Raw genomic sequence first — 12,751 nt, 5'->3', positions numbered from 1 at the left:
AATTACTCTGCACCTTCAACGAAGTCAAGTGATTGACCTTCTTGAAGAGTTACATAAGCTTTTTTCCAGTCACTGCGACGTCCCATTCTTGCACCGTGGCGTTTAGTTTTACCTTTCACCACAACAGTGCGAACAGAATCCACTTTCACTTCAAATAATTGCTCAACAGCGTTAGCAATTTCAACTTTATTTGCATCTAAAGCCACTTTGAAAACGATTGTGTTAGACTTCTCAGCGTTATTTGTTGCTTTTTCAGAGACATGTGGTGCTTTTAACACTTTTAGCAAACGTTCTTGTTGAATCATGCTAACATCTCCTCAATTTGTTTCACAGCATCAACAGTGACAACAACTTTATCAAATGCGATTAGGCTGACTGGATCGATACCTTGCACATCACGTACATCTACTTTGTAAAGGTTACGTGCGGCTAAGAATAGATTTTCATCTAAGCTTGCTGTGATAATTAACACATCTTCGAGTGCTAATTCTTTTAATTTTTGTACTAAAACTTTCGTTTTTGGCGCTTCAACTTCGAACTTCTCAACCACGATTAAACGGTCTTGACGAACAAGTTCAGAAAGAATGCTTTTGATTGCACCACGGTACATTTTCTTGTTCACTTTTTGGCTGTGATCTTGTGGTTTCGCTGCGAAAGTAACACCACCTGAACGCCAGATTGGTGATTTGATATCACCTGAACGAGCACGACCAGTACCTTTTTGACGCCAAGGTTTTTTACCTGAACCAGACACTTCAGCACGAGTTTTTTGCGCACGAGAACCTTGACGAGCACCTGCTGCATAAGCAACAACAACTTGGTGAATCAATGCTTCGTTGAACTCACGTCCGAAGGTAGTTTCAGAAACAGTTAGTGCGTTTGCACCTACAACTTGTAATTCCATCTCTATCTCCTGACTTATGCTTTAACTGCTGGTTTAACGATAACATCACCATTAGTTGCGCCTGGAACAGCACCTTTCACTAATAGTAATTTACGCTCAGCATCAACACGAACAACTTCAAGTGATTGAACGGTTACACGCTCATTACCTAAGTGTCCTGCCATTTTTTTACCTTTAAACACACGACCTGGCGTTTGGTTTTGACCAATCGAACCAAGTACACGATGTGATAAAGAGTTACCGTGAGTAGCATCTTGAGTACGGAAGTTCCAGCGTTTAACACCGCCAGCAAAACCTTTACCTTTAGATGTACCAGTAACATCAACTTTTTTAACATCAGCGAAGATGTCAACATTAATTTCTTGACCTAAAGTGAATTCTTCACCTTCAGTAGTACGAAATTCCCATAAACCGCGACCAGCTTCAACACCTGCTTTCACGAAATGACCCGCTTCTGGCTTAGTTACACGACTTGCTTTTTTAGAGCCAGTAGTAACTTGAATTGCAGAATAGCCATCTGTTTCTACAGTTTTAACTTGAGTAACACGGTTGGCTTCGATTTCGATAACGGTAACTGGAATTGAAACGCCATCTTCATTGAAGATACGAGTCATACCAACTTTGCGACCGACTAAACCAATCATTGTAATAACCTCTTAATTAACCTAGGCTAATCTGCACGTCAACGCCGGCAGCTAGATCTAAACGCATTAATGCATCAACAGTTTTTTCTGTTGGCTCAACAATATCAACCAAACGTTTGTGAGTACGGATTTCGTATTGATCACGCGCGTCTTTGTTCACGTGTGGAGAAATCAACACAGTGAAACGCTCTTTACGAGTTGGTAACGGAATTGGACCACGAACTTGTGCACCAGTACGTTTAGCTGTTTCTACGATCTCCGCAGTAGATTGATCAATCAAACGATGATCAAATGCTTTTAAGCGGATACGGATTCTTTGGTTCTGCATTAGACCAGAGCTCCAATCAAAATTTAGCTAATAAAAAACTAACACCAACACTTTTCTTACTTCTAAAAACGAAAAGGGGTGCAAGTTGACCTGTTTATAGTTTCCCAATCGGAAACATTTTACGTATTACCTATTGTAATACTCGTTTAATAAATGATTACATTAAACGGCTCTCTGTGAGAAAGCTTGCGAATTTTACTGAAAAGCACCGCACTTTGCAAGTCTTTTTTGATCACTAAATCAAAGAAATCCGCTTGATTGTCTACTGAATATTTAGCTAAACAGGATTTTACGTTATAATTTGCCACTCTCTTCCTGACTCAATCAAGCATCTATGTTTTTTCCAACGCAATTGAATAGCAAAGTGCGGTATGTTTTACATAAAAAATTACGCCAAACACACCGTATTTCTCGTAAAAGTTTAGAATTTAGCGCACTCCTGATTGGTGCAGCGCTCGTCGCCCTTTTTTCTCTTGGTTTTGCCAAATTGGCAGATCTCGGTCTCGAGTGGAATGCGCACTGGAGTGCACAATATCCCCTTGCTGTTTGGCTTGTGTTACCGGGCGGCTTAGCTTTATTGGCGTGGTTTACCGCAAAATACACCCCTTATGTGGCAGGCAGTGGCATTCCACAAGTTATCGCGGCGATAAGTTTACCACATGGGAATAATAAGAGTCGTCTGGTCGCCTTTTGGCAGACTCTGTGGAAAATTCCGCTCACGTTTCTTGCCATGCTGATTGGGGCATCCGTAGGGCGTGAAGGTCCTTCCGTGCAAGTTGGTGCCGCCGTGATGCTCGCTTGGGGTAATCTTTGTCGCAAAAAAGGCATTGCCTTTAACGGACTCAGCGCTAATGAATTAATGGCGACTGGTGCCGCTGGCGGACTAGCCGCAGCATTCAATGCGCCTTTGGCTGGCGTGATCTTTGCCATCGAAGAACTTGGTCGTGGCGTGCTATTACGCTGGGAACGACGTGTCTTATTGGGTGTGTTAGCCGCCGGCTTTATTTTAGTGGCGATTGAAGGTAACAACCCTTACTTTCCACAATACCATGGTGAAACCTCTGTACCTTATCTGTTTTTATGGGTCAGTTTATGTGGCGTTGTATGTGGTTTCTTTGGCGGGATCTTTGCGCGTTTATTAGTCAAAGGATTAGCGGGGCTTTCTCCGTCCAAAATACGCGGTTGGATTCGCCGTCATCCGATTTATGTGGCATTCATTTTAGGGCTGTTCCTCGCGGCCTTAGGGACTTATACCCAAGGCAAAACCTATGGTACCGGTTATTATGTGGTGGCAGACGCGTTAGATGGACAACCTTTAAGCAGTGAATTTGGTTTATTAAAACTTCTCTCCACTGTCGCTACTTATTGGACGGGCATCGCTGGCGGTATCTTTACACCAGCATTAACTACCGGCGCTGGGATTGGTGCACAAATTTGGGCAATGACTGGCGGTATCGTTGATCAACGCTTACTGGTTTTACTCTGCATGGCGGGCTTTTTAGCCGGAGCGACCCAATCGCCTGTGACAGCAAGCGTAGTCGTGATGGAAATGACGGGATGTCAGCCTGTCTTATTTTGGTTATTGATTTGTTGCTTGGTTTCGTCCATTATTTCACGCCAATTTCACCCAAAACCCTTTTATCATTTTGCGGCTGGACGTTTTCGCCAACGCATTCAAGAAGACACAAGAGAACAAGAAAAATGATCCAAAACCAACCGCACTTTTACCGTGGGCGCTTTTCCGTTGCCCCAATGCTCGATTGGACCACTCGCCATTGTCGCTATTTCCATCGTCAATTTAGCCAACACGCCTTGCTCTATACCGAAATGGTGACAACAGGGGCGATTATTCATGCTAAGTATGACCATCTTGAATTTTCGCCAGCAGAAAACCCCGTAGCATTACAATTAGGCGGAAGCGATCCTGCCCAACTCGCCCAATGTGCAAAAATCGCACAACAGCGAGGCTATACAGAAATCAATCTCAATGTTGGTTGCCCTTCTGATCGGGTGCAAAATGGCATGTTCGGTGCCTGTTTAATGGCAAAAGCCGATTTAGTCGCCGACTGTGTCAGTGCGATGCAAACGGAAGTCAGCATTCCCGTCACGGTAAAAACTCGCATTGGTATTGATGATCTCGACAGCTATGAATTCCTGTGTGAGTTTGTGCAGAAAGTACATGAAGCTGGTTGCCAAGAATTTATCATTCACGCCCGCAAAGCGTGGCTTTCTGGCTTAAGCCCGAAAGAAAACCGCGAAATTCCCCCCTTAGATTATGAACGCGTGTATCAACTCAAACGGGATTTTCCGCATTTACACATGAGCATTAATGGTGGCATTAAAACCCTTGAAGAGATGCAACAACATTTGCAGTATATGGACGGCGTCATGGTGGGGCGTGAAGCCTATCAAAATCCGAGCTTATTGGGCTATATTGATCAAGCCTTATTTGATCCAACCTGTCCTGTGGTTACCCCAAGAGAAGCCGTAGAAAAAATGTTTCCTTATATCGAACAACAACTGAGCCAAGGCGTGTATTTAAATCATGTGGTTCGCCATATGCTTGGTGCATTCCAAAGCTGTAAAGGGGCACGCCAATGGCGCCGTTATTTAAGCGAAAATGCGCACAAAGCCGGAGCTGGCTTGGAAGTGGTCGAAAAAGCGTTAAGTTTTGTAGCAAGTTAACACTAAAAAACAAGCATAAAATAGACAAAAGTGCGGTCATTTTTTGAAATGTTTTGAAAATACACCGCACTTTATCAACAAAAAGGGGCGTTACTCGCCCCTTTTAGTATCTTTATCAAATTACCCTTTAAATGCAGGTAACATGCCAAACATGGCAAGGAAGTGGAATAATGCAGTCACAATACCAAATACCATGACCACAACAATCGTAATATTGCCGCCACCGACCATAAAGCCCGTTTGTCCATTTGGTAAGCTACGTGATTTTCTTGCTAATAAGGCAGGGATAATACAAGTCCAAATAGTGGCTACCGCGCCAGCATAACCAATCGCTTTTAAGAAACCGAGTGGGTAGGCGACAGAAAGAATTAGTGGTGGTAAGAAGGTTACTGCCCAAGACTTCGCACGTCCTTCTTTGCTGTTATCAAATTTAAAGAAATCTGCTAAGAAATCAAACACCCCTAATCCCACACCAATAAATGAAGATAAAATCGCCGCAATTGAAAACGCATTAATCGCTTGTTTGACTGAAGCAGACTCAATCACATTACCCAAAGCGCCAAGTAATACATCTAAATTTCCGTCACTGGCTAACACTGGCGCGAATTGATCGCGTGGTAAGTTCCCAAAAATCGATACTACCCATAATAGATAAAGAGTTAACGCAATACCGGTACCGCCAAGGATCGCATATTTCGCTTTACGCTCATCACCATAGTAAGCTCGCATTGTTGCAACTGAATGATGATAGCCAAAGGAAGTTAATGCCACGGGTAATAATCCCATTGCATACATCGCATAATGTGATTCTGTACCTTTCGTATCAAATAAAGTGCTTAAATCAATATTTACAGTTAAACCAAAGACACTAAAAAGGAATGAAAGCGCCATAAAGATGATCAGTAAAACGGAAACACGGTCAACAATACGCGTTGAATGCCAAACAAAGAAGGAAAAAACAAAGACAAAAATCACTGACCAAATCCGTGAATCTAAGGCAAAATACGGTGCCGCAAGTCCGCTTAAGATACCCCCAGACGCGGTAGTATAAGCATACAATAAAATCCCCCCGACAAAATAAACTGCAAGATTATTGATCGTATTGACGGAATTCCCGAGCATGCTTTTGGTCACGGTATTAAACGAAGCACGCAGATCATAATGCTTGTAAGCTTCTAATAATAACCAACCTGAAATTGTCATGGTAAACATCGTAAAACAGATCGTCAAAATAGACCAAATTGTCCAAGCACCGGCACCCGAGCTTGGTAACCCTAACATACCCGCGCCGACACACACACTGGCAATAATACAGGCACCACCGAAAATTGAAGGCGTCTTTTTCATAATGCATTTCCTTTCAAAATAAAATCAATAAAAAATGCAGTTCCTGATCGCTCAGAAACTGCATTAAGCTTGTTATACTTCTTTTAAGCGTGCCGTGAAGTGACGTAAAACTTTTGGCTCATAAGTAAAGGTTAACCCTTTAATATTTTCTGCATTTTCTTTGACTTGCTTAAATGCTTCAATAATGAAGTCCATGTGCGTTTGAGTATAAGTTGCACGAGGAATCGTTAAACGTAATAACTCCGCAGGACAAGGCAATTGTTTACCGGTTTTTGGATCACGACCTAATAAGAACGAACCGATTTCCACTGCACGAATTCCCGCCACTTTATAAAGTTCACAAGCAAGGGCTTGCGCAGGGAATTGATCGGCTGGAATATGTGGCAACAATTTTCCTGCGTCAACGAATGCCGCGTGACCACCAGGTTGTTGACATACGACGCCAATCGCTTCTAAACCATTCACCAAATACTCAATTTGATTAATACGATACGCTAACCAATCTTGACGCATACCATCACGTAGCCCCACTGCTAAACGCTCCATTGCGCCCCCTTCTAAACCGCCATAGGTCGGGAAGCCTTCTTGTACGACACAAAGTGTACGACACTCGTTATACACGTCTTCCATGGATTTATCTTTAAAGCAGAGTAAGCCACCCATTGGCACCATCGCATCTTTTTTCGCAGACATCGCTAAAGCATCAGCATATTTATAGCTTTCATAAGTGATTTGTTCGATCGTCCACTCTTTATAGCCAGGTTCACGTTGTTGGATGAAATAGGCATTTTCTGCAAAACGGGCAGAATCCATAACGACTGGAATATCATATTTTTTCGCAATCTCATACATCGCTCGCATATTGGCTAATGATACAGGCTGACCACCCGCAGAGTTACACGTAATGGTACAAACAATATATGGGACGTTTTCAGCACCGACTTCTTGAATCCCTTGTTCTAATTTTTCAAGATCAAAATCCCCTTTGAAATCGGCGTTAACACTGGTATCAAACGCTTCTTTTGTATAAACGTTGCGCACTGTCGCACCATTAATTTGGCTATGACCTTGTGTGGTATCGAAGAAATAGTTAGAGAACACCACCATTTTGCTACGATCTAAGCCTTTTTCTTGCTCGCGCTTTTTAATTAATACGGGAATATAAATTTGTTCTGCACCACGACCTTGGTGAGTTGGAATTGTATATTCATAACCAAAAATCTCTTTCACCGCATTCGCTAACGCATGATAGCTACGACTACCACTGTATGCTTCATCGCCACGTAACATCGCCGCTTGCATTTCCTGTGTTACTGCACCTGTTCCACTGTCAGTTAAGAGATCGATAAACACATCTTCACTGTCTAGTAAAAATGGGTTCATTCCCGCCTTTAAAATGGCTTCTTCACGGTACGAACGTGTGGTTCTTCTCACTGGCTCAATTACACGAATACGAAACGGCTCTGGTAAATGTTTGAAGTTTTCCATAATAAAATCCTTAAAAGTAAGCTAAAAGATGAGGAAGAAATAAATCAGGATTTATTCCAAATAAAAAAATATCTCGAGTTTGAAACGTAAAGGATTAGCGTATTATGGGAAAAAAGAATGACAGTTTTGGATCAACAATAATCCAAACTTGATTAGGAGATAAAATCGACATCATAGAATTATCCTTTTTAAAGTAAGAAGAGATAATAACTTATGCTTGAGAATTGCTCTCGAACATAAAGTAACCATCTGTACAGAATTTGTCACCTCGAAAATGCCAGAGTTGTGAGTGGAATCACAAAAATAAGCGCCAAAGAAAGAAAAATTTCACTCTAATATTAAAATAGTATATAAAGAGAAAATGCTTTTTATTTCAAAATGATATAAATAATCAGGTGAGTTATACTTAAATGTTATACTGACTTACTTTTAGGCAAATGAAGTAGAAATTTTGACCTAGACCAAGAAAACGTTGATTAAATCGACCGCACTTCTTTTTTGTGACTCATATCAAATTTTTTATAGCCGAAAAGAAGTAATATCCCACATTATTATGCAAAAAAAGGAGCTAAAAATGACAAATGCAGAACTTCTGCAGGAAGGCATCAACTTAATGTTTGCTGGCGTTGGATTTGTGATGCTATTTTTGTTTATTCTTATCTACGCTATCGAATTTATGTCTAAGCTGGTCAATACTTACTTTCCAGAACCAGTCAAAGCACCTTCTACCAAACCGATTCAAACTGAAAATCATGACTTAGAACGTTTACGTCCCGTTATCGTTGCCGCGATTACACATCATTGCCGCCAACAAGGGCTAAAATAACTCACAAAGGAAATTAGAAATGACTACTCAAAACAAAAAAATTGCCATTACTGATGTTGTGTTACGTGACGCTCATCAATCTCTCTTTGCCACGCGTATGCGCCTTGATGACATGTTGCCTATTGCACATGAGTTAGATCAAATTGGCTATTGGTCGCTTGAAGCCTGGGGGGGCGCGACTTTTGATGCGTGTATTCGTTTTTTAGGGGAAGATCCTTGGGTACGTTTACGTGAATTAAAACAAGCCATGCCAAATACGCCGTTACAAATGCTGTTGCGCGGTCAAAACCTATTAGGTTATCGTCATTATGCGGATGACGTCGTGGATCGCTTTGTAGAACGCTCCGTGAAAAATGGGATGTCCGTTTTCCGTGTCTTCGATGCCATGAACGACCCGCGTAATATGAAACAAGCCTTGCAAGCCGTAAAACGTAACGGTGGACATGCCCAAGGGACATTAAGTTATACCACTAGCCCAGTACATAACTTAGAAACCTGGTTGGAGATTACTGAGCAATTATTAGAAATCGGTGTCGATTCCGTGGTGATTAAAGATATGTCCGGGATTCTAACCCCAGTAGAAGCCTACAAATTAGTCAGTGAAATTAAAAAACGCTACGATGTTCAACTCCATTTACATTGCCACGCCACGACGGGAATGGCAGAAATGGCGCTATTAAAAGCCGTAGAAGCGGGTATTGATGGCATTGACACCTCCATTTCCTCTATGAGTGGCACTTATGGTCACCCGTCAACTGAAGCCTTAGTCGCGACTTTACAAGGTACACAATATGACACCGGCTTAGATATCCATAAATTAGAACATATTGCTGCCTACTTCCGCGAAGTACGTAAAAAATACGCTAAATTTGAAGGTCAATTACGTGGTTCAGATAGCCGTATCTTAGTTGCACAAGTACCAGGTGGGATGTTGACGAACCTTGAAAGCCAGCTCAAACAACAAAATGCGTCGGATAAATTAGATGAGGTATTGAAAGAAATTCCACGTGTACGTGAAGATTTAGGCTTTATTCCATTAGTTACCCCTACCTCACAAATTGTCGGTACACAGGCCGTGATTAACGTGTTAATGGGTGAGCGTTATAAAACCATTGCTAAAGAAACAGCGGGTATTTTGAAAGGTGAGTACGGTCGTACACCTGCCCCGGTCAATGCTGAATTACAAGCCAAAGTGTTAGACGGTGGGCAACCTATCACTGATCGTCCAGCCGATCATATTGCACCAGAAATGGAAAAATTAGCCACAGAAATCAAACAACAAGCCAAAGAAAAAGGCATTAAACTGGCTGAAAATGAAATTGATGATGTATTGATTGTGGCGTTATTCCCACAAATCGGTTGGAAATTCTTGGAAAATCGTGGCAACCCAGATGCCTTTGAACCTGCACCAACCTTAGAAACCGCAAAACCGGCAGAAAAACCAGCTGCACCTGTGGCGAAAACACCAGTTTCAGGACCTGCCGTTTACACCGTGGAATTAGAGGGCAAATCCTTTGTAGTGAAAGTCACAGACGGGGGAGAAGTCGGTGAGATTGCCCCTGCAGCACAACCAACTGCACAAACAGCGCCACAACCTGCCCCGGCATCTACGAGTGGTACACCTGTCAGCGCCCCAATGTCTGGCAATATCTGGAAAGTGGTAGCAAAAGAAGGGCAAAAAGTGGCAGAAGGGGATGTGTTACTCATTTTAGAAGCCATGAAAATGGAAACTGAAATTCGTGCAAGCCAAGCAGGTACCGTACAAAGTATTCATGTAAAAGCCGGCGATACTGTTGCCGTTGGCGATACCTTAATGACATTAAGCTAACGAGGTCAATATGGAAAGTATTTTGTCATTATTAAGAGGAATGGGCATCATGCATCTGGAGTTGGGTCAAGCTCTCATGATGCTAATAAGCCTTGTCCTCTTGTGGCTTGCCATCGCCAGAAAATTTGAGCCTTTGCTCCTTCTCCCCATTGGATTTGGTGGATTATTATCCAACATTCCAGAAGCAGGGCTAGCGATGAGTGCCTTAGAAAGCCTACTACATCAAGGCAGTGCTGAACAAATTGCGATCATCGCCGCGAAGCTCAATACAGTCGCGGATCCTATTGCAATTAAAGAGGCTTTAGCTAATGCCGTCCCTTCTGTACAAAATCAGCTTGAGGTGATGGCGGGGGATATGGGCTACAATGCGGGAGTCTTGGCACTGTTTTATAAAGTAGCCATTGGCTACGGCGTTGCACCACTTATCATCTTTATGGGCGTAGGAGCCATGACCGACTTTGGTCCATTGCTGGCGAATCCACGAACCTTGTTGTTGGGAGCTGCTGCACAATTTGGTATTTTTGCGACGATTATTGGCGCCTTACTCCTCAACTGGACAGGCATTATTAGTTTTACCCTGCCACAAGCGGCTGCTATCGGTATTATTGGTGGCGCCGATGGTCCAACAGCGATTTATCTCTCCAGTAAATTAGCGCCAGAGTTATTGGGTGCGATTGCTGTTGCGGCATATTCTTACATGGCGCTCGTGCCTTTAATTCAGCCACCAATTATGCGCGCTCTCACCACCCAAGCAGAACGAAAAATTAAAATGGTTCAACTGCGCAATGTCAGTAATCGTGAGAAAATTTTATTCCCTATCGTGTTAGTCACTTTAGTCGCCTTGCTTTTACCAGATGCCGCACCTTTATTAGGGATGTTCTGTTTTGGTAACTTACTGCGTACCAGTGGTGTAGTAGAACGCCTCAATGATACAGCACAAAATGCTTTGATCAATATTGTGACCATTTTCTTAGGTTTAGCAGTGGGATCTAAATTGGTCGCGGATAAATTCTTGCAACCGCAAACCTTAGGGATTTTATTGCTTGGTGTGGTCGCCTTCTGTATTGGTACTGCCAGTGGGGTCATCATGGCGAAATTTATGAATAAAATTTGTAAACACCCAATTAACCCACTGATTGGTGCTGCAGGGGTATCGGCTGTGCCTATGGCTGCACGTGTTGCCAATAAAGTCGGATTAGAAGAAGATCACCAAAATTTCTTATTGATGCATGCAATGGGACCTAACGTGGCAGGTGTGATTGGTTCTGCCATTGCCGCAGGTGTGATGTTGAAATACGTCTCTGCGCTCATGTAAATGGCTAAATGCCGATAAAGTGCGGTATAAAAACACACTTTTCCGATAAAAAATCCTCGTTAGATATAATACTAACGAGGATTTTTCTTTTCATGTTACATCTCAGCGATAGGTGATGGTATTTATGGCAAGAGTCGTTCCAATGCCCACAGTTCTTCCAGTGTTTCACGGCGGCGGATTAAATGCACTTGATCTCCATCCACCATCACTTCCGCGGTACGCGAACGTGAATTATAGTTGGAGGACATACTGGCGCCATAAGCCCCTGCGGAACGTTGTGCCAAATAATCACCAGCCGCAATCGCCAATTCCCGTTGTTTGCCGAGAAAATCCGAGGTTTCACAAATTGGTCCTACAACGTCATAAACCGCTTTATCACGTGTTAACGTGCGATCAACTTCAATAATATTCATATACGCCTGATACAATGCTGGGCGAATCATATCATTCATCCCCGCGTCAACAATCGCAAAATGGCGATCTTCATTATGTTTGAGATATTCCACTTTAGTGACCAAAATCCCTGCATTCGCGGTGATTGCACGACCCGGCTCAAGAATAATCTCAAGTTCATGATAGGCCTTTAATTTATCTAACAATGCACTGGCATATTCACTCGGATGTGGTGGGTTTTCATTAGTATAAGGTACACCCAAACCACCGCCTAAATCTAAATGTTTAAGCTGAATACCATCTTGTTTCAACTGTTCCATTAACACAATTAGACGATCTGTGGCATCTAAGAAAGGTTGTAATTCAGTTAATTGTGACCCAATATGGCAATCCATACCTGTGATTTGAATATGAGGTAATTGATTTGCTAATTGATAAACGTTACGGGCTTCCGCCACACTAATACCAAATTTATTTTCTTTTAAACCAGTTGAAATATAAGGATGCGTGCGCGCATCCACATCAGGATTAACGCGCAATGAAATAGGCGCAGTTTTCCCCATTTCACCCGCTACCTGATTAATGCGATACAACTCAGCAACCGATTCCACATTAAAACAGCGTATGCCCACCTCTAACGCTCGGGCAATTTCTGTTTCTGTTTTCGCCACACCAGAAAACACTATTTTACTCGGCTCGCCACCCGCCGCTAGGACACGTTCCAATTCCCCTTGGGACACAATATCAAAACCTGAACCTAACCGCGCCATAATATTCAAAATCGCGATGTTAGGATTGGATTTCACCGCAAAGCAAATCAAATGCGGATGATCGCCAAGTGCGTTATTAAAGGCATGCCAATGACGTTCTAACGTGGCACGAGAATAAATATACAAAGGGGTACCATATTGCTGTGCAATGTGTTTTACCGGCACTTGTTCTGCCATCAGTTGTGCTTGTTGATATTGAAAATAATCCATTTCTTACCTGCTA

At 42.6% G+C, this 12,751-nt stretch carries 14 protein-coding genes; 5 read left to right on the top strand and 9 right to left on the bottom strand.

The window, feature by feature from the left end:
- Nucleotides 1-2: 2 nt before the first annotated feature.
- The 5 genes from rplW to KPF51_RS10215 form a co-directional block, all read right to left on the bottom strand.
- Nucleotides 3-305 (bottom strand): 50S ribosomal protein L23, encoded by a 303-nt coding sequence (gene rplW, locus KPF51_RS10235; RefSeq protein WP_005724030.1) that lies wholly within the window; start codon nucleotides 303-305, stop codon nucleotides 3-5.
- Nucleotides 302-904 carry a 50S ribosomal protein L4 gene (gene rplD / locus KPF51_RS10230; RefSeq protein WP_005717930.1) on the bottom strand — a complete coding sequence of 201 codons (603 nt, stop codon included), beginning with the start codon at nucleotides 902-904 and terminating at the stop codon, nucleotides 302-304. The genes rplW and rplD overlap by 4 nt, the downstream gene beginning before the upstream one ends.
- 14 nt (nucleotides 905-918) lie before the next feature.
- The gene (gene rplC / locus KPF51_RS10225) at nucleotides 919-1,548 is read right to left on the bottom strand and encodes a 50S ribosomal protein L3 (protein ID WP_005724032.1); all 630 of its coding nucleotides are present in this window, start codon (nucleotides 1,546-1,548) and stop codon (nucleotides 919-921) included.
- Nucleotides 1,549-1,564: 16 nt separating this feature from the next.
- Nucleotides 1,565-1,876 (bottom strand): 30S ribosomal protein S10, encoded by a 312-nt coding sequence (gene rpsJ / locus KPF51_RS10220; protein WP_001181005.1) that lies wholly within the window; start codon nucleotides 1,874-1,876, stop codon nucleotides 1,565-1,567.
- 146 nt (nucleotides 1,877-2,022) lie between these two features.
- Entirely contained in the window at nucleotides 2,023-2,184 is a 162-nt protein-coding gene (locus KPF51_RS10215; protein ID WP_162879358.1) for a hypothetical protein, read from the bottom strand.
- Nucleotides 2,185-2,210: 26 nt separating this feature from the next.
- Here KPF51_RS10215 and KPF51_RS10210 point away from each other — a divergent pair, with 26 nt between their 5' ends.
- Together KPF51_RS10210 and dusA are read left to right on the top strand one after the other, a co-directional pair.
- A complete protein-coding gene (locus KPF51_RS10210; protein ID WP_005757596.1) occupies nucleotides 2,211-3,581 on the top strand; it encodes a chloride channel protein in 1,371 nt (456 codons plus the stop codon).
- On the top strand, nucleotides 3,578-4,561 hold the full coding sequence (gene dusA, locus KPF51_RS10205; RefSeq protein WP_014668392.1) for a tRNA dihydrouridine(20/20a) synthase DusA: 984 nt from the start codon (nucleotides 3,578-3,580) through the stop codon (nucleotides 4,559-4,561). The genes KPF51_RS10210 and dusA overlap by 4 nt, the downstream gene beginning before the upstream one ends.
- Nucleotides 4,562-4,681: 120 nt before the next feature.
- Here the strand turns inward: dusA and KPF51_RS10200 are convergent, their stop codons facing one another.
- From KPF51_RS10200 to tnaC, 3 genes are all read right to left on the bottom strand, one after another.
- A complete protein-coding gene (locus KPF51_RS10200; RefSeq protein WP_005752009.1) occupies nucleotides 4,682-5,908 on the bottom strand; it encodes an aromatic amino acid transporter in 1,227 nt (408 codons plus the stop codon).
- A 72-nt stretch (nucleotides 5,909-5,980) separates the two neighbouring features.
- Nucleotides 5,981-7,396, bottom strand: a complete 1,416-nt coding sequence (gene tnaA / locus KPF51_RS10195; RefSeq protein ID WP_005754976.1) for a tryptophanase — start codon at nucleotides 7,394-7,396, stop codon at nucleotides 5,981-5,983.
- 94 nt (nucleotides 7,397-7,490) lie between these two features.
- Nucleotides 7,491-7,568 carry a tryptophanase leader peptide gene (gene tnaC, locus KPF51_RS10895; RefSeq protein WP_223251351.1) on the bottom strand — a complete coding sequence of 26 codons (78 nt, stop codon included), beginning with the start codon at nucleotides 7,566-7,568 and terminating at the stop codon, nucleotides 7,491-7,493.
- 402 nt (nucleotides 7,569-7,970) lie between these two features.
- Between tnaC and KPF51_RS10185 the strand changes: the two genes are divergently transcribed.
- Genes KPF51_RS10185 through KPF51_RS10175 form a run of 3 tightly spaced genes read left to right on the top strand, consistent with a single transcriptional unit; the run spans nucleotide 7,971 to nucleotide 11,365 of the window.
- Nucleotides 7,971-8,222: an oxaloacetate decarboxylase subunit gamma gene (locus tag KPF51_RS10185; protein WP_005724076.1), complete on the top strand. Its 252-nt coding sequence runs from the start codon at nucleotides 7,971-7,973 to the stop codon at nucleotides 8,220-8,222.
- Between the two features lie 19 nt (nucleotides 8,223-8,241).
- Nucleotides 8,242-10,050, top strand: a complete 1,809-nt coding sequence (gene oadA / locus KPF51_RS10180; RefSeq protein WP_005724078.1) for a sodium-extruding oxaloacetate decarboxylase subunit alpha — start codon at nucleotides 8,242-8,244, stop codon at nucleotides 10,048-10,050.
- A gap of 10 nt (nucleotides 10,051-10,060) precedes the next feature.
- Nucleotides 10,061-11,365, top strand: coding sequence for a sodium ion-translocating decarboxylase subunit beta (locus KPF51_RS10175; RefSeq protein ID WP_042742713.1), 1,305 nt, complete (start codon nucleotides 10,061-10,063; stop codon nucleotides 11,363-11,365).
- A gap of 122 nt (nucleotides 11,366-11,487) precedes the next feature.
- Here the strand turns inward: KPF51_RS10175 and lysA are convergent, their stop codons facing one another.
- The gene (gene lysA / locus KPF51_RS10170; RefSeq protein ID WP_005757601.1) at nucleotides 11,488-12,738 is read right to left on the bottom strand and encodes a diaminopimelate decarboxylase; all 1,251 of its coding nucleotides are present in this window, start codon (nucleotides 12,736-12,738) and stop codon (nucleotides 11,488-11,490) included.
- Nucleotides 12,739-12,751 lie beyond the last annotated feature (13 nt).

Source organism: Pasteurella sp. XG20, from assembly GCF_018968665.1.
In the GTDB taxonomy this organism is placed as follows: domain Bacteria; phylum Pseudomonadota; class Gammaproteobacteria; order Enterobacterales; family Pasteurellaceae; genus Pasteurella; species Pasteurella multocida.
Note: the sequence above shows the minus strand (reverse complement) of the source record. Positions and strands in the feature narration are given on the sequence as shown.